This window comes from Saccharothrix tamanrassetensis (assembly GCF_014203665.1).
GTDB lineage: Bacteria > Actinomycetota > Actinomycetes > Mycobacteriales > Pseudonocardiaceae > Actinosynnema > Actinosynnema tamanrassetense.
Genome location: NZ_JACHJN010000011.1, coordinates 303960 through 320230, shown reverse-complemented (window position 1 = coordinate 320230; position 16271 = coordinate 303960). Strand labels below are relative to the sequence as shown.

The window sequence follows — 16271 nt, the reverse complement described above, 5'->3', positions numbered from 1 at the left end:
ACCCGAAGTCGCGGCCGGCCCCCCCACCCCGGGAGAACCCCCGCCCCCCGGGCGGGGCCCCCGGCGCGCGCGCGGGCCCCCCCGGGCCGGGCGGGGGCCCGCCCCCCCGCCCACTTCTCGCTCGCGGCGGTCGGGACTGCGCGAGTCGGGGCGGCGCTGGTCGGGACTGCGCGAGTCAGGTCTGCGCGAGTCGGCTCCGTGCGAGTCGGCTCCGCGCGGTCACACGGTCGTCAGGTACCAGCGCTGGTTCGTCTGGGTGTTGGCCGCCATGCACTGCCACTGCTGGACCTGGGCTCCGTTCCAGGTGGCCCCGGTGCCGCCTCGGACGTCCAGGCACTTCCTGCTGTGCTGGGCGACGACGAGCAGGGTCGCCCCGCGGTCCTGGGTGAACAGTTGCCACCGCTGGTTGCTCTGGCTGTACGCGACGCACTGCGACTGCTGGACGTCCACGCCGTTCCCGGTCGCGCCGGTCCCGCCGCGCACGCCGAGGCACTTGGCGCTGTGCCGGGCGGTCACGTAGTAGGTGTAACCGTCGCCGCTGTCGGTGAAGTACCAGTGCTGGTTGGTCTGCGCGGGGCCCATGCAGGCCCACTGCTGGACCTGCACGCCGTTGCCGGTGGCCCCGGTGCCGCCGAGGACTTCGAGGCACTTGTCGCTGTGCGCCGCGCGGACGTTGAACGGCCCGAAGACGCCCATCGTCCTGACCGTGCCGTCCTGTTGCCGCACCGGCTCGGTGGTCTGCTGGGCGGCGTCGAAGGTGAAAGTCTCCGCGACCGGCGCGGCCTGTGCGGTGACCGCCAGGCCTGTCGTCGAAAGGATTCCGGCAACCACTGCCGCGAGAATGCGGAACCTGGTGCCCATGGTTCGGTCCTCCTGGAATTCAAACGTTTAATTGTGATGGCACGCCGGGTCGAGGGTGCGCAGAAGTGCTGTTTCCGCAGGTCTGCGGCCTGGTGAACGCCCAATTGGATTAGTTGATTTCTACTGGTGAATTCCCGTTCGGGGCGAACGTTCCGTTCCTTGTCGGCGTGTGGCCAATTCCTATCAGGGCGTCGGTCGGGATCGCAAGGAGGCGGCTTGATTTAACAAGTGGTTCCATCGGATGACGGCATTTTTTGCCGTTGTGCCGTTGTGCCGTGGTGTCGCCGGTTCAGCCGGAATCCTGGTGTCCGACCAGACCGCACCGCCAGGCCCACGACGCCACCTCGACCCGGTTGCGGGTGCCGAGCTCGGCCTGGACCGACGCGAGGTGGGTCTTCACCGTCGAGAGCGAGATGTGCAGCGGGCTGCGATCTCCGGGCTCGTCGGCCGCGCGCGACCCGGGTGGTGTGGATGCATCGGTGACGCCGGGCATCCCGGAGGGCGCTCGACCGCTGTTGACGCTGGGATCGCCGCTCCGGTCGTGGCGGGGGCGGTCGTCGCGCTCGCGGCGGCGGCGACGGGCGGGTCGGCGTTGCGGCGTGTCGAAGCGCGTGCGCGAACCCCGGGTCCTGTCGGCCGACGAACCGACCGGCGCACTGGACACCGAGCCGGCAACGTGGTGTTGGACGCGCTGCGCGGGGCCACCGAGCAAGGCTGCGGCCTGGTCCTGGTCACGGACGACCGCGAGCACGCGCGCCGAATGGACACAGTGCGCGAACTGGTGCGCGAACTGGTCGGAGGAGGGAGACGCGCCGAGGGTGATCGAACGGATCCTGGCCGGACGTTCAAACGGGTCGCGACCGTGAGCACAAGGGCGGTCATCGGCGAACCCGGCGTGCGGCCGATCAACGAAGGGGTGCTGCCGTGCGACTGTCAACGGAGCGAGGTGGCCGACCGCTGGACGGACGACTGCGTCCCGACCGAGCGCGAGGCCGACGGCAAGGCGATCGAGGGGAACCTCAAGGCCGTCACCGGTGACATCCGCGTGTTCCGGCCTTGTCCCTGCCGTTCCGCTGTGGTGACCCGGTCCGGGTCACCACAGCGGAACATCGAGGCACACCAGTGACGACCGTCTGGTTGTTGCTGCCATGAGGGACAACTCCGACAGGTTCACCGCTGTCGGGCGGTCGTGGCTGTGCGGTTCAGGTCGTCATCGACACCGACGAAAGCGTGACGGAAGTGCCCGCCACCCGGTTCGGTGACGACTCGTGTGCCTGCCGGTCCTAGTCGTCGTCGTGGTCGTGGCCGTAGTGGTCGCCGGCGGAGGCGCTGACGTGACCCGTACCCGCACCTTCCGGGCCCGCCCACGAGAAGTGCTCGTGGTAGTACGAGTGGTTGTGGCCGTCGGTGCCCGACCAGACGCTGTGGTGGTAGGCCCCGTACGGCCCGGCCCCGGTGTGGCTCTGGTGGTAGTCGGTGTCCGCGGACGCGAGGCCCGCAGCGCCGATGAGCAGGGGCGCAGAGAGGGCGCCGGCGGCGATCAAACGGTAAAGGGTTCGCACGGAAAAACCTCCATCTGTAGTGGACCTAGCGCAATCATCGTCTCCGAGGACTCGTCGACACGCCGCCTGGCAACCCGATTGTGTGACAACGGTGCGGAGGTCGACGAACACCTAACCGGACGGACTCCGGTGTCTTGTCAGCAGTTCGGGTGTCGACCATTGGCGTCGGACAGCGGTGTGGTACCGGCGGACGACTCCGTTCCGAGTCCACATCGGACTGTTCGGCCCAATCGGGTCACGCTTGCTGGTGAAGCCGTTGGGGGAACGGGCTTCCGTGCGGATCGCGGTCGAGCAGGGCACGCAGGACGTCTTCGGCCACCCGGTCCGGATCGCCGTCGACATCGCGGGCGTACCAGGCGCAATAGCCGTCGGGGCGCACCAGCAGGGCGCCGCGGGGGCCGAGGTTGTGCTGCTCGGCGACGTCCGGGTCCAGGTGGTAGACCTCGACCGCGACGTCCAGGAGCCCGGCGGCACGGTGGACCGCGGTGGCCCAGCGGTCGCCCGCGGAACCGACGAGCAGCACCGGGTCGGTGCCGTAGAGGTCCAGAGTGGACAGCCCGGTGTCGTCGTCGGAGTCGACGTACACGTGCGGCGCCCTCGTGCCCGGGGTTCCCGCCGGGAACGGCGGAACGGGCGTGCTGCCGGTGCTCCCGGGTACGGCGGTGGAGGTGTAGCGGTTGCCGAAGACCAGGCTGTCGATGTCCGCCGCCGGCTCGGTGTCCAGGTCGGGCAGGCGCCAGGTCACCCTGGCGCGGGCCAGGGCCTGAGCGGTGGCGCGCTCGGCGACCGGACGCCGCTCGGCCTCGTACGTGGCCGCCAGCCGGGGGCCGGCCGCCCCGCGCAGCACCAGGGCGAGCTTCCAGGCCAGGTTGTGGGCGTCCTCGACGGCGGTCAGCCCGCCCAGGCCACCGGTCGGGGGCATCAGGTGGGCGGCGTCCCCGGCCAGGAACACCCGGCCGCGACCGTAGTCGCGCGCCAGCCGGGCGCCGATCGGGAACGTGAAGACCTTGGTGCCGGAGCCGGGGACCTGCTCCAGCAGCTCCACGTCCAGGTCGGGCAGGCCGGTCGCCGCCCGGACCCAGGCGGCGGGGTCCGCGTCGCACCGGTCGGGTCGGGCGGTGCCGAAGAACCAGTGCTCACCGCTGTCGTCGAGCGGTCCCAGCGTGGTGCCCGGCGCCGGTTCGCCGAGGTAGGCCATGCCGATGCGGCGTCCGCGCAACGCGGGGGACAGGTCGGCGCGCACGTGCATGGTCGCCATCCGGAACAGCGTTCCGGGCCCTCGGGACGCGATGCCCAATGCCCGCCGCACACCGCTGGAGGCGCCGTCCGCCGCTATCGCGTACCGGGCGCGGACGGTGTCCTCCGCCCCGCAGCGGCTGCGCACCCGTGCCGTCACCCAGTCGGCGTCCTGCGCCAGCGCCACCAGTTCGACGCCGAACAGCACCCGCGCGCCGAGGGATCGTGCCCGGTCCACCAGCAGGTGCTCCAACTCGTCCTGGGCGATCGGGGCGAACGCGCACGGCGACCGCGCGTCGGTCGGCTCCCCGGCGGTGACCTCGCTCAGCGGTCGGTGCTCCTCGGCCAGCGTCCGGGCGGACACGGACACCAGCTCGCGCGGGGTGGCGGTGGGGCACCGGTCCAGGATCGCCCGCTCCAGCCCGGCCTGGCGGTACACCTCCACCGCCCGGGGCAGCAGCCCGCGCAACCTCGGGTGCGCGAGGATGTCGTCGCGGCGCTCCAGGACGAGCGACGGTACGCCGTGCACGCCCAGGAACACGGCGGCGGACAGGCCCGTCAACGCGCCGCCCACCACCAGCACGGGCACTTCGCGCATGAGACCCCCGGTCACGGGTGTCCGCCCACCTCGGAGGGCGGGCGGACACGTCGACGTGGATCAGTCCTTCTGCATGTGCCACGGGGGCCACAGTCGCTGGTCCCGGGACGGGGCCGTGGCCTTGGGCGGGTTCACCGTCCTGGCCTTGGACAGCCTCTTCTTCAGCTGCTCGGTCATGAGCGTTCACCTCCCCTCTGCGCGTCGTGCGGCAACGGGCCGGCGAACCCCGTGCTGCGGTCAGAGCGCCCCTTCCACGAGCACTCCTCGCCGCACCAGGTCCGCCAGGCACGTCCGGGCCTGTTCCAGCGCCTGCTCGCGCGGCACCTGCCCGGCCACCGCGTCGGCGTACTCCTCGGCGATCCGCTCGCCCGGAGCGCCGTCGCCGAGTTCGAAGAGGTACCAGCCCGCCAGGTTGAGCCAGTGCACCTTGGGCGGTCGCGGGGTGAACACCATCAGGGTGTCCGCGGCCTCCACGGGCCGCACCCGCAGGCCGGGGGCGTGGGAGTAGGTGGCGCGGGCGAGGTCAGGCATCGGCGGCCGCCCGCGCCGCGCCCAGCAGCCAGGTCACGAACTCGCGCCCGTGGTCGGTGAGGGCGGCGCCGACCTCGCCGAGGAGCTGTTCGCCCAGGTAGGTGGCCCGCTCGGGCGCCACCCGGTACAGCGACGCCCGGTCGCCGGGTTCCGGCGCGCCGAACCGCTCGACCAGCTCCGGGGTCAGCCGCGTGCGCACGGCGGCGTCGAACAGGACCTCGTGCGCGTAGACGTGGAAGGCGCCCAGTGCCCGGTCGAGCGCCCACTCGTTGGGCGCCACCGCGGAGGACCACTTCAGCCACGGCACCTTCACCTTCGGTCCGTCGGGCAGCCGGTCCGGTTCCTCGAACACGCTCGCCGAGCGCTGGATGTCGAACAGCTTGAGGTGCAGCCCCTCGTGCAGCGCCGACTCCGCCAGCCGCCACGGCCGGGACGTGCGGTCGGGCGAGAAGAACACCACGCCGGGGATGCGCCCCACGTTCCCGGCGAGGAAGGTCTCGCCCTCGGTGCGCACGTCCACCTCACCCAGCCCGGTGTAGTGCGCCCCGATGCCCGGACCGAGTTCCGGCAGCAGGGCGCACAGGGCCGCGAACCCGGCCTCCAGCTCGCGCACCGCCCGCGCCGAGGGCGGCAGCAGGTCACCGGGGACGCCACGCAGGAAGTCCCGGTCGAAGGCGGCCAGGAAGGTGCGCCCCAGCGGTCCGGTCCGCTCGTCGCCGGGGCCGCACAACCACACCCGGCGTCCGGGCGCGACCCGCACCGCGTGCCCGCCGGACAGCTCGGCCCCCGTCGGCGACGCGGCGGTCCCGTGGGCGTCCAGCGCGTCGCCGACCAGCCGGAGCATGGTGACGACCTCCGACCACGCCCCCTCGTCCAGGACTCCGCGCTCCAGCCGCGACACGGCCTCGTCCAGCGTCACCCGCACCAGCGGGTCCTCCGCGACCCCCGTCGGCACTTCGCCGTCGGGGCCCCGGATGCCCGCCAGCAGCCCGGCCACCGCGGCGGACCGCTCGCTCAGCAGCTCCAGGGCGAACCGGTAGAACTCGACGGCCTTGAGGGCGATCAGCCCGGCATCCCCGAACTCCGGATGCCCGGCGAGCTCCCGCTCGACCGCGACGACGCCGTCCGCGACCACCGGCATGAGACCTCCCCGACCCCAGTGGAGGGCACTGCGGTCCACCGGCGCGCGACCTGACGTCGTCCCCGCGTGACCGTGCACCTCCAAGTCCCAACCTGGCAGGCTCCGGCACCGGACCTCAATGCGCTGATCGGTTGAATTCGCTGGTTCTCTTCTGGCGTAAGCGCTTGAGTCAACCAAGCTGTCTACAAAGGACTGTTCCAGGTGGGGTCGACTTCCGGTCGCGGCCGTTCGGCCGGGACTTCGGCGGGATGCCGGCTCCCGGTCGTCCCGGTTCGAACGCACTTCCGCCGGTCAACCGACAGCTCCGGCCGCGTCCTTCGGCAGCGGCAGCCCCAGTTCCTCCGCGAAGAACGCGAGCTGTTCGGCATCCCGCCACAGCAGGTCCTCCGGCGTGGTCTCCGTGATGTGCCCGGCCGGGCGCACCCGCAGCAGCACGGGGTGCCGGGAGGACGTGGCCCGGCGCAGTCGGGCGGCCATCTTCCGGCCGTGCCAGGCGGGGCAGCTCCGGCCCGCCGCGCCGCAGTCGAGCAGCACCGCCGGGTAGGCGGTGCCGTCACGCACCTGGTGGTAGGGCGAGTAGGCCCGGAGCACCGCCGCGTCGGACGGGTCGCGCGGGTCGCCGAGGTCGGTGGCCACGATGTCGGCCATGGTCGCCGGGTCCTTCCGGCAGCGCAGCAGGTCCAGCACCGGCATCATGGCGACGCAGGCGCGGAACAGCCCCGGGCGCTGCGTCACCGCCACGGCGGCGGGCAGCGCGCCGAGCGAGGCGCCGAACACGCCGAGCTGCTCCGGTGTCGTCCAGCCCTGGTCGACCAGGTGCTCCGCGACGGTGTAGAGGTCGTCGAAGGTGTTCTGCTTGGTGTGCCGCCGGGCCCCCTGCCACCAGGCGGTCCCGTACTCGCCGCCGCCTCGCAGGTGGGCGTGCACGTAGACGCCGCCGAGGTGCACCCACGCCGCCGGCAGCGCGAACAGGTACGCCGGCAGCCAGGCGATGTTGAGCGCGCCGTACGCGCCGATGATCAACGGTCGCGGTCCGGGGTGCCCGGCCTCGCACACCACCTTGTACGGGATGCCGTCGGCCACTCCGGTGCGCATGACCGCGCCGTCGACCGAGACCTGCTGCGGGGTGACCTGCCGCGGCGCCGTGTCGCCCGCCGAGTAGTGGTAGGTGGCCGGCGAACGGGTCAGCGAGGAGAACGAGAACGTGCACCCGTCGCGCGTCGCGGTGACCATGCCCTCGTCCCGGCCCGGTCCCGGCCAGACCATTCCCTTGTCCGGCAACGGGATCTCACCGAGCACGGTGCCGTCCGGCGTGATCCGGCGGAGCCTGCCGGCCCCGTCGGCGTACTCGGCCAGCACGAGTTCGGTCCCGATGTCCGCCACCGAGAACAGCACGCAGTCGCCGGCCGGCACCAGTTCCCGCCAGGCGGAGCCGTCCAGCGGGATCGCCACCACCCGGCCGTTGGCCGCCCCCTGGTCGGTGACCGCCACGAAGTCCCCGCCCACCACGGTTCCGCGGAAGCGCCCGGTGGCGTCCCGCAGGAACGGCACCCAGCCGGAGCCGTCCTCCAGGTCGCGCAGGAAGTTCGGCCGGTCCGAGTCGTGCGCGAGGGCCCACCGGCCATCCGGTGAGACCGTCACCCGCCGGGTGACCGGGTTCGCCGGCAACGCCTGGCGTTCGACCTCCGGCTCGGCCGAGAGCCGCACGAGGTAGCCGGTCGAGCGCGTGAGCTCGTCGACCACGCAGAACAACCGGGTGCTGTCCGGCAGCCAGGTGACCCGGTGGACGCCGCCGCACGGCAGCCCGGGCAGCAGGACCTCGCCGGAGTCGACGTCCACGACCCGGAACAGCGGCGGGTCGGCGACCGCGAAGGCCAGCCGCCGCCCGTCCGGCGACGGCGACCAGTACAGCGCCGACCTCGCCTCCCGGTCGGTCAGGTCGACCAGCACCCGTCCCGGACCGGCGGCGGTCTCGGCGACCTCCAGCACCGGGTTGTGGGCTCCGTCCGGCACCCGTTCCCGGAACCAGCGGCCACCGTGCAGCTCGGCGGGTTGGTAGGCCAGTGCCGGGACGCTGAACCGGCGGGCGGTCGACAGGGCGGTCGGCCACGCCGTGTAGGCGTGGAGGTGCTCGCGGGCGGCCCGGTCCTCGGCCTCCTGCCACGCCAGCACGTCGGCCGTTTCCTCCTCCAGCCACCGGAAGGGGTCAGGCATCGGGACCTCCGGGCGCGGGCACGTGGCGCAGCTGCGGGCTCAGCGTGGCGACGACCGCCAACGCGGCCAGGGACGTCGCGAGCACGAGCAGTGCGACGCCGACGTCGACGTGGTCCAGCAGCAGTCCGGCGGCCGGCGGACCGAGCGGGGTCGCGCACATGCCGACCAGGCCCACGGCCGCCTGCGTCCGCCCCTGGAGCGCGTCCGGCGTGCGCACGACCCGGACCGACGTCAGCACGGCGTCGGCCGGCGGGCTGACCAGGCACCCCGCGGTGAGCGCCACGGCGAGCGACTCCAGGCTCGGGGAGATCGCGGCGAGGGCCAGCAGGACGGCCGGCACCCAGCACGTGATCAGCAGCGCCCGCCGGGGCGGGAGCCGGCGGCTCAGCGCGGTGGCGGCGAGCGCGCCCACCAGCGATCCGACGCCGGTCGCGGTGTACACCAGCCCGATCGACAGGCCGGAGTCGTGCTGCCGCAGCCCGATCACCACCAGCAACAGCGGCACCGCGCTGAACACGGCGTTGTGCGCGGTGCCGACGAGGGTGATCCGGCGCAGCACCCCGTCCCGCCAGAGGAAGACCAGCCCGGTCGTCAGGCCGCTCGGCCCGGTGCCGGCCGGCGCGGGCAACGGGGTCCGGATCGCCATGACGCACGCCGTGGCGACCAGCAGGGCCACCGCCGCCGCCCAGAACGGCAGTTCCGGGGACACTCCGAACAGCGCCCCGGCCGGCGCTGGACCGACCAGCGCCGCGGCCGCCAGCCGAGCGGTGTTGGTGGCCAATGCGGTCGGCAGTTGGGCGGGGGGCACGACGTGCGGGAGTGCTGCCGCGCCGGCGGCACCGAACGCGCCGGCCAGCGCGCCGCGCAGCACCGTCAGCAGCAGGACGACCGGGATCGTCGCCGCGTCGACGTGGACGGCGAGGGCCAGCAGTCCGGTGCTGATCGCGCTGCCGCCGGCGCAGCAGACGAGCACCGCGCGGCGGTCGTACCGGTCGGCCACCCGACCGCCGGGCAACGTGGCCAGCGCCGCCGCGGCGAGCACCGCGAAACCCACCAGACCGGCGACCGCCGCCGATCCGGTCTGGTGCAGCACCAACAGCGGCAACGCCACCATCGCCGAGAGCGTTCCGGTGGTGGTGAGCGCCTGCGCCGACCAGAGCAGTCGGAAGTCCCGGTTGCCCAGCAGCCGTGTCGGGGGCACCGCACCCGTACCTTTCTCGAGGACCGGCCGGCGGGCAGGTCGTGCCGCCCACCGGCCGGTACCGGGTGACTACCCGTCAGAGCGGGCAGCCGGGGTGCAGATACGTGCTCAGGATGTTGCTCGGGTTACGAGCCTCCACCTGGGGCGTCTCCAGGCTCTGGAGCTCCAGCACTGCGGTCATGGTTGTTCACCTCCCTCCCCGGGTCGATGAAGGGCAACAGGTCCGACCGGTCCTCGAACACGACCCGCAGCGCGAGCAGCACACCGGCCGCGCCCGTCGACAGGTCCGTGGAGAGCCGGAACAGTTGTTCGCCGGGGAAGGCGAGGTGGTCGCGGTAGGACTGCGCGTGCCGGGACAGCGCCCGCAGGTGCGAGCGCACGGCCGGGTCCGCCAGGGGCGGGCCCTGGCTGGTCAGCGCCGCGCAGGCCAACTGGCCGGCGTGCCCGGTGAACAGCCCGGGGAAGATCGCCGACTCGGCACGGCAGGTGCGCCGGGCGCGCTCGTGCACGACAGCCAGGTCGTCGTCCCGTCGCAGGTCCAGGAACTGCCGGAGCACCAGGTCGATCCCCGCCGTGCCGACTCCGATGTACGGCAGCAGCCGATGTCCTTCCAGGACGTTCACCGTGTCGCGCGGCCCGGCCACGCAGTGGGCCAGGTCGGCGCGCAGGGCCGTCGCGGCGAGGTCGAGGAACGTGTCGTCCGCCGTCGCGCGGTGGCAGTGCAGGAAGAACAGCGCCACGCCGGAGACCCCGTGCAGCAGGCCGGCGGCGGACGGCCGGTCGGGCGCCGCGTTCCCCGACCGGACCCATTCCGCCAGCCGGTCGGCGATCCCCATCGCCTCGGCCAGGATCGCGCTGTCGCCCGTGACGGTCGCGAAGTGCAGCAGGTTCAGACCCGCCCCGGCCGCCCCGCTGTTCAACCCGTGCGTCGGCGCGGGAGGGGTGGCGGTCGCTCTGTCCAATACGGATAGTGCGTCTTCCCGATGCCCGAGTCCGTACAGCACGTAGGCGATGCCGTGCAGGCCGTTGAAGAAGCCCGTTCCGGGCCGCTCCCAGCGGGGAACCGCGCGCAGCAGCCACTCGACGTGCTCGGGGTCGACCGGCACGCCGGCGGTGTGCAGGCTCAGCAGCACACCGGCCGCACCGTGGGTCAGGTCGAGCCCACCCGACCGGAACTGCGCGACGTCACCGGGGAACAGCCGGTCGTCGCGTTGCGGCGTGGCGGTGGCCAGGATCCCGGCCGCGATGGAGTCCCGCAGCCGAGGCCAGTCCTCGGGCGTCGGGTCGGCCAGCGCCTCCCGGACCGACCGGACCGGGTCGACCGCGTGCACCGGCCGGTGGCGCAAGCCTCGCCGGATGTCGGCGAGGAAGCTCTCCGCGACGCCGAACCGCCGCGACAGCTCCGCCAGGAACAGCTCCACCTTGCCCGGATCCCTGGCGCACAACACGGGCGCGGAAGGGTCGAACAGCCACAGCGCCAGCACCGCCAGGGCGTGTTCGTCGACCTCGACCCCGGTGCAGCCGCTCGGCGCGCTGAAACCGGGCGCGCCGAGCGCCGGCCGGCCGCCGCCGTCCACCGGCAGCGCCAACTCCAGGTCCACCAGCGCCATGCGGCCGTCCGGGCGCACGATCACGTTGGAGGGCTGGAGATCACCGACGACCACACCCCGTTCGTGCAGCACGTGCAAGGCGTCGCCGAGCTGTTTGACGACCTGCACCGCCCACCCGGTGTACTCGGCGACCTCCTGGGCGTCCGGTTCCGGCGCGGCCAACGGGTGGCGTTCACCGACGCAGCGCTGGAGCGACTCGCCCTCGATGTGCTCCAGCACCAGGAAGTGGTGCTCCCAGCAGGTGAACGAGTCGAGCACCCGCGGCACCAGGCCGAGACCGCCCAGCCGCAGCAGGGTGGCGCGCTCGTGGTGCAGCCGGGCGACCGCGTCCGCGTCCTCCTCGTCGAGCCCCGCCATCGGGCGGGCCTCCTTGATCACCACCTGGCGACCGGTGCGCGGGTCCACGGCCAGGTAGACCCCGCCCGCGTTGGAGAAGTGCAGCGACTGCCGCACGTGATAGGGGAATTCGCCTTCCGCGCGGTCGGCGATCTGGTCGGCGAGGAACGGCGGGACGGGCGCCCACTCGGGCAGCCGGAAGACCGGGGTGCGGTTGTCCGGCACCAGGCGGCCGGTGGGGTCGGCCAGCGCGAGCACCGGTTCACCCGAGTCGTCCAGGCAGTGCCGGGTGCGGAAAGCGCCGTAGCGCAGGTAGACCGGGCCGGACTGCCACCGCAGGTCGCTGAGGATGTACGGGCCCGGCTGCCCCTCCAGGGCGGCGGCGAGCGCGGTCACCGTGCGCTCCAGGTCGTCCGCGGACGGGTAGAGCACGCAGAACTTCCCGCTCGCGGCGCGGTCGGCGTACTTGGAGTTGGCCAGTTGCAGGGCTTGCCGGCTGCGCAGGAACTTGAACGTCAACCCACTGCGCAGGCAGTGCTCGGCGACCACGGACAGGACGTGTTCGGCGTTGGCGGGCGTGGCCGACACGTGCACCTTCCAGCCCTGGTCCGGTGGCAGCACACCTTCGGGCGCGAATGAGACCCATAAGCGCTCCTGGTATTTCGCCCACCCGGGAGGGGGCTGCGCGCCGGCCAACGGGAACCGGGTCGCCGAATCGTCCCAACCCTGCAACGAGTCGTAGAAGTCCGGATCGGCCAGACAGTGCTCGAGGTAGACGACACCCAGGTCCATCGACTCATCGCCGCCCTTCTCGCGATTGCGAATCGGGGCCGACTCTGCCCGCGGCGGCGGGAAATTCGTAGTCGGGGATTCTGTGGACTTCCGCGTCACGCTCCGTGCTGTTCCAGCAGGTGTCGCACGTACGCGCGGTGAGCGAGCCGGACGAGGTGCGTCGGGGTGTCGATGGCGAACTTCTTGCGGATGCGCTGGAGGTAGGTCTCCACAGTGGCGACGCTGACGCCCATCCGGCCGGCGGTCTGCGCGTGCGTGTGGCCGGCCGCGATGTGCCGCAGCACGTCGGCCTCCCGCGGCGCCAGGTGGGGCGTGGGCTCCGCGTGGGCGCCACCGATGAGTTCGACGATAGCCGCTGCCAGATAAGGCTTTCCGCTCGCGACGCGGTGCACGGCCTCGCACAGCGCGTGCTCGTCGGCGTCGATGGTGAGGTACCCGTCGGCACCCGCGTTGAGTAACACCATGACGGCCGACAGCACCAACGAGTCCGACACCAGGAGCAGTGGGCACCGGCCGACCACGTGGTGGATCCGCTGCAGCATCTGCACGCTGTCCAACGAGTGGATGCCGATCATCAGCACGTCGTACCGCATGGCGTCGTCAGCTTCCGGGACATCGGGCAGGCACCGGGCCACGCCGATACCCGGCGCGCGCTGCAACACGCGAAGCAGCCCTTGGCGGACCAGGGGACGGTCGTCGATCACGGCTACCAGCAGGTCGCGGCCGGCGACACTCGCACAATCCACGGCTGTTCTCCCCTGCTCCGGCACCCTTGCAGGGGTAGTTTCCGCAGTGCGATGCCCGGCGTTACGCGCACTTATCGCATTCGACCAGATCCACTCTTTCGGGTGACGTCGACCCGAGAATCACTCGTGATATCCCGGAAAAAGAAAACACGGGGAGTGAGATTTCCGGCAGAAGTCGGCACGGAGGGTTGTCGATGGCGATACTGCTCCATGATCCCACCACGCGATCACCGTTTGTGCGGCGTCGGCGGTGTGGCGGAAATAGTCCACCTCGGATGTGGAGCTCCGCCCGGTGGCGACCCGCCCACCGGGGTCGACGCGTGGCGGGCGGCAGCGCTCGGAAGGGGTGTCACGGTTGTCCGGTCAAGCCGGATCGCGCCCCGTTCCGGCGGGTGGTCGTAGGCGGGTGAAGCGGGCGCGGAGTCGGTCGGTGAGCGAGGGGCCGCCGGCGAAGCACCACACGGCGATCACCGGGTCGCAGATGGCGCAGCCCAGCGAGGAGTGCTCGGCGAAGGGGACGATGGGGTTGCCGTGCACGTGGTGGGCCACGTCCCAGGCGGTGTGCAGCAGCCAGGCGACGCCGATGAACGTCCACGACTCCAGGCCGCGGTAGGCGCAGTAGGTCGCGACGATCGTGAAGGCGAACTCCCAGGGGCCGAAGCCCCCGCCGCTGAGGTAGGCCGCTCCGGCTCCGCCGACCATGACGGCGTTGAACCGGCGGCGGTGGGGTTCCCGGATCAGGGAGTTGAGGAGGACGTACAGGACGCCGATGAGGACTGGCGCGACAACGGTCATGGCTGCGGATCTGCCGTCTCTGGGTGAAGGAGCAGTGGCGTCTCCGACGTTAAGGAGCCGCGGCCGATCCCAGGAGTGGCCGGAAGGACAATCACCGACGGGATCTCGCCACCGGGCCGTCGCTGTGGCCGGGTGAGGGTCGGGCACGTAGCCGAGGCCACAGGACCACGACCAGGCCGAAGGTCACGAGGAGAGCCGCGACCGCGAAAGTACTGCGAGTCCCGCGAGCCACCTCCGCCGACGCGGCCGTGGTGACGTCGCTCGTGCCGGCGGTGAAGGCGAAGACCGCTCCCATCACCGACGCGCCGGTCATGAGGCCCAGGTTCCGGGACAGGTTCACCATGCCCGACACCAGGCCACGTCGTTGCGGCGAGACGTCCACCATGACCGCGGTGTTGTTCGCAGCTTGGAACAACGCGTAGCCGGCGGTGACGACGACCAGGGGAAGCACGTAGCCGAGGACGCCGGCCGAGGTGGGCATCAAGGAGAGCACCGCGGCGCCGCAGATGATGCCGCCGAGCCCGACGACGACCATGGCGTGGGCGCCGAAGCGATCGGTGGCACGGCCTGCCGGGACGCCGGCGAGCGCGGACACGGCGGGGCCCACCGACATCGCCAGTCCGACGGAGGCCGGGGCCAGGTCGAGTGCCCGGGCCAGGTGGAAGGGGCCCACGACGAGAGTGGTCATCACGACGGTCGAGACCAGGGCGCTCGTCGTCAGGCCGGCGGTGAGCACGCGGTGGCGGAACATCGGGAGGGCGACCAGCGGGGAGGGGGCCCGGCTCTCGGCGAGGACGAACAGGACCAGGCCCGCGGCCGAGGCGATGAGCAGTCCGACGCCGAGCGGGCCGAACGAGTTCCCTCCGACCGTCATGGCCAACGCGTAGGCGCCCAGCGTGACCGCCAGCAACGCCATGCCCACCGCGTCGAACCGCCCGCGTGCGGAGCCGGCCGCCGGCGCGGGGTCGGGCAGCACCCGGAACGTGAGTGCGAGTGCGAGGAGGCCGAGCGGCACGCCGACGAGGAAGATCGCACGCCAGCCGAAGAGGGCGATCAGGGCTCCGCCGAGGGACGGCCCGAGCGCCGTGCCGACCGCCGACATCGTGCCGAGCAGCCCCATGACGCGGCCGGTGCGGTCCTCGGTCACCGTCTCGCCGACGAAAGCCATGGTCAGCGCCATCATGCAGGCGGCGCCGACGCCTTGCAGCGCCCGCCCGGCCACCAGCAGGGGGAGGTTCGGGGCGAGCCCGCAGAGCAGCGTCGCGAGGGTGAACGCGGCGATGCCGCCGAGCAGGAGGCGGCGTCGGCCGACGAGGTCGCCGAGTCGGCCGACGCCGACGACCAGGGTCGTGGTGGCCAGCAGGTAGGCGATCACCACCCACTGGACCTCGTGGAAGGCGGCGTCGAAGGCCACCGCCATGGACGGCAGGCCGACGTTGGCGATGCTGGTGCTCAGCGAGGGCAGCAGCACGGACAGCGACAGCGCGGTGAGCACCCGGGCCAGAGGCGGACGGCGGGCGGGCGTTGCCTGCCCGGGTTCGGTGCCCGACGGGGTTGCTGGTCTCAAGGGAGTGGTCGCTTCCTGGAAGTCGACGGGGATCGACCTGACCGTAGGTCGCGATCCGACCTGGCGGAACGCGCAACAACAGCAAGCCACTTGTGCACGGAACGCCATGTCCCGCCGGCCTGTGGGATCGTGGGCGCATGGCCCGGCCCGATCTGAACCTGCTGGTCACGCTGGACGTCCTGCTCCAGGAGGGCAGCGTGACGCGGGCGGGGGAACGGCTCGCCCTCAGCCCGTCGGCGATGAGTCGCGCGCTGGCTCGGTTGCGTCGGGCCACGGGCGACCCGCTGCTGGTGCGGGCGGGCCGGGGCCTGGTCCCCACGCCCCGCGCACTCGAACTGCGCGACCGGGTGCGTGGCCTGGTGCAGGAGGCGGAGGAGGTGCTGCGACCGGCCGAGAAGCTGGACCTGGCGACGCTGGAGAGGACTTTCGCGTTGCGCGGCAGCGACGGTTTCGTGGAGAGCTTCGGCCCCGCGCTGGTGGCCAGGGTCGGCCGGGAGGCACCCGGCGTGCGGCTGCGGTTCCTGCGGAAGACCAGGAAAGACGCCACCGCTCTGCGAAACGGCACGGTCGACCTGGAGACGGGCGTCATCGGGCACGCGCCGGCTCCCGACGTGCTGAGCCACCCCCTGTTCACCGACCGGTTCATCGGCGTGGTGCGCGGCGCACACCCGCTGAGCACCGGGAAGGTGACGACGGCCCGGTATGCCTCCGCTCGACACGTGCACGTCTCACGCCGCGGCCTGACCGCGGGCCTGGCGGACGAGGTGCTTCGCCCGACGGGACGCCGGCGGCACGTCGTGACGGTCGTCGACGGCTTCAGCGCGGCGCTGGCGCTGGCGAACGCTTCGGACCTGGTAGCCACCGTCCCGGAACGCCACACCGCGCAACTGCGGCAGGGGATGTGCTCTTTCGAGTTGCCTTTCCGGGTTCCCGAGGTGACGGTGTCCCTGCTGTGGCACGTCCGACTCGACGCCGACCCGGCTCACCGGTGGCTGCGAGGCTGCGTACTCGACGTGAGCCGCGTCGACGAACAGGGTTGACGACCCGGCCGGGTGCGTCGAACGTCCGGAAGGGATGAGTT

General features: G+C 72.4%; 16 protein-coding genes. 2 read left to right on the top strand and 14 right to left on the bottom strand.

The window, feature by feature from the left end:
• Positions 1-219: 219 nt before the first annotated feature.
• Positions 220-861, bottom strand: a complete 642-nt coding sequence (locus FHS29_RS30630) for an RICIN domain-containing protein (protein WP_184696643.1) — start codon at positions 859-861, stop codon at positions 220-222.
• A 289-nt stretch (positions 862-1150) separates the two neighbouring features.
• A complete protein-coding gene (locus tag FHS29_RS37230; protein ID WP_246441001.1) occupies positions 1151-1798 on the bottom strand; it encodes a helix-turn-helix domain-containing protein in 648 nt (215 codons plus the stop codon).
• 9 nt (positions 1799-1807) lie between these two features.
• Here FHS29_RS37230 and FHS29_RS30620 point away from each other — a divergent pair, with 9 nt between their 5' ends.
• Positions 1808-1987 (top strand): hypothetical protein, encoded by a 180-nt coding sequence (locus tag FHS29_RS30620; protein ID WP_184696641.1) that lies wholly within the window; start codon positions 1808-1810, stop codon positions 1985-1987.
• A gap of 157 nt (positions 1988-2144) precedes the next feature.
• Here the strand turns inward: FHS29_RS30620 and FHS29_RS30615 are convergent, their stop codons facing one another.
• The 12 genes from FHS29_RS30615 to FHS29_RS30570 all read right to left on the bottom strand — a co-directional run bounded on the left by FHS29_RS30615 (position 2145) and on the right by FHS29_RS30570 (position 15118).
• Entirely contained in the window at positions 2145-2423 is a 279-nt protein-coding gene (locus FHS29_RS30615) for a hypothetical protein (protein WP_184696638.1), read from the bottom strand.
• A 235-nt stretch (positions 2424-2658) separates the two neighbouring features.
• A complete protein-coding gene (locus FHS29_RS30610; protein ID WP_221456864.1) occupies positions 2659-4272 on the bottom strand; it encodes an FAD-dependent monooxygenase in 1614 nt (537 codons plus the stop codon).
• 45 nt (positions 4273-4317) lie between these two features.
• Complete coding sequence (locus tag FHS29_RS38690; RefSeq protein ID WP_459166149.1) at positions 4318-4434, bottom strand: LWPPW motif RiPP peptide; 117 nt, start codon at positions 4432-4434, stop codon at positions 4318-4320.
• 60 nt (positions 4435-4494) lie between these two features.
• Complete coding sequence (locus FHS29_RS30605) at positions 4495-4788, bottom strand: hypothetical protein (protein ID WP_184696636.1); 294 nt, start codon at positions 4786-4788, stop codon at positions 4495-4497.
• A complete protein-coding gene (locus FHS29_RS30600; RefSeq protein WP_184696634.1) occupies positions 4781-5929 on the bottom strand; it encodes an aKG-HExxH-type peptide beta-hydroxylase in 1149 nt (382 codons plus the stop codon). The genes FHS29_RS30605 and FHS29_RS30600 overlap by 8 nt, the downstream gene beginning before the upstream one ends.
• A gap of 291 nt (positions 5930-6220) precedes the next feature.
• Positions 6221-8143: a prolyl oligopeptidase family serine peptidase gene (locus tag FHS29_RS30595; RefSeq protein WP_184696631.1), complete on the bottom strand. Its 1923-nt coding sequence runs from the start codon at positions 8141-8143 to the stop codon at positions 6221-6223.
• Positions 8136-9344 (bottom strand): MFS transporter, encoded by a 1209-nt coding sequence (locus FHS29_RS30590; protein WP_184696629.1) that lies wholly within the window; start codon positions 9342-9344, stop codon positions 8136-8138. Before FHS29_RS30590 ends, FHS29_RS30595 begins: the two co-directional genes overlap by 8 nt.
• A 76-nt stretch (positions 9345-9420) precedes the next feature.
• On the bottom strand, positions 9421-9498 hold the full coding sequence (locus FHS29_RS38650; RefSeq protein WP_446689073.1) for a hypothetical protein: 78 nt from the start codon (positions 9496-9498) through the stop codon (positions 9421-9423).
• The gene (gene lanKC / locus FHS29_RS30585) at positions 9470-12082 is read right to left on the bottom strand and encodes a class III lanthionine synthetase LanKC (protein ID WP_184696628.1); all 2613 of its coding nucleotides are present in this window, start codon (positions 12080-12082) and stop codon (positions 9470-9472) included. Before lanKC ends, FHS29_RS38650 begins: the two co-directional genes overlap by 29 nt.
• Before the next feature lie 95 nt (positions 12083-12177).
• Positions 12178-12828: a LuxR C-terminal-related transcriptional regulator gene (locus tag FHS29_RS38330; protein ID WP_184696626.1), complete on the bottom strand. Its 651-nt coding sequence runs from the start codon at positions 12826-12828 to the stop codon at positions 12178-12180.
• Positions 12829-13191: 363 nt separating this feature from the next.
• Positions 13192-13623 carry a DUF6010 family protein gene (locus FHS29_RS30575; protein WP_184696624.1) on the bottom strand — a complete coding sequence of 144 codons (432 nt, stop codon included), beginning with the start codon at positions 13621-13623 and terminating at the stop codon, positions 13192-13194.
• A 91-nt stretch (positions 13624-13714) separates the two neighbouring features.
• Positions 13715-15118 carry an MFS transporter gene (locus tag FHS29_RS30570; protein WP_312865168.1) on the bottom strand — a complete coding sequence of 468 codons (1404 nt, stop codon included), beginning with the start codon at positions 15116-15118 and terminating at the stop codon, positions 13715-13717.
• A 209-nt stretch (positions 15119-15327) separates the two neighbouring features.
• On the opposite strand from FHS29_RS30570, the gene FHS29_RS30565 reads away from it, so the two are divergent.
• Positions 15328-16230: a LysR family transcriptional regulator gene (locus FHS29_RS30565; RefSeq protein ID WP_184696620.1), complete on the top strand. Its 903-nt coding sequence runs from the start codon at positions 15328-15330 to the stop codon at positions 16228-16230.
• Positions 16231-16271: the final 41 nt, after the last annotated feature.

What these genes read in the sequence shown, in the direction of transcription:
- FHS29_RS30600 (WP_184696634.1), bottom strand. Translation starts at nt 5,929, where the DNA reads ATGCCGGTGGTCGCGGACGGCGTCGTCGCGGTCGAGCGGGAGCTCGCC.
- FHS29_RS30595 (WP_184696631.1), bottom strand. Translation starts at nt 8,143, where the DNA reads ATGCCTGACCCCTTCCGGTGGCTGGAGGAGGAAACGGCCGACGTGCTG.
- FHS29_RS30575 (WP_184696624.1), bottom strand. Translation starts at nt 13,623, where the DNA reads ATGACCGTTGTCGCGCCAGTCCTCATCGGCGTCCTGTACGTCCTCCTC.
- lanKC (WP_184696628.1), bottom strand. Translation starts at nt 12,082, where the DNA reads ATGGACCTGGGTGTCGTCTACCTCGAGCACTGTCTGGCCGATCCGGAC.
- FHS29_RS38690 (WP_459166149.1), bottom strand. Translation starts at nt 4,434, where the DNA reads ATGACCGAGCAGCTGAAGAAGAGGCTGTCCAAGGCCAGGACGGTGAAC.
- FHS29_RS30630 (WP_184696643.1), bottom strand. Translation starts at nt 861, where the DNA reads ATGGGCACCAGGTTCCGCATTCTCGCGGCAGTGGTTGCCGGAATCCTT.
- FHS29_RS30605 (WP_184696636.1), bottom strand. Translation starts at nt 4,788, where the DNA reads ATGCCTGACCTCGCCCGCGCCACCTACTCCCACGCCCCCGGCCTGCGG.
- FHS29_RS30565 (WP_184696620.1), top strand. Translation starts at nt 15,328, where the DNA reads ATGGCCCGGCCCGATCTGAACCTGCTGGTCACGCTGGACGTCCTGCTC.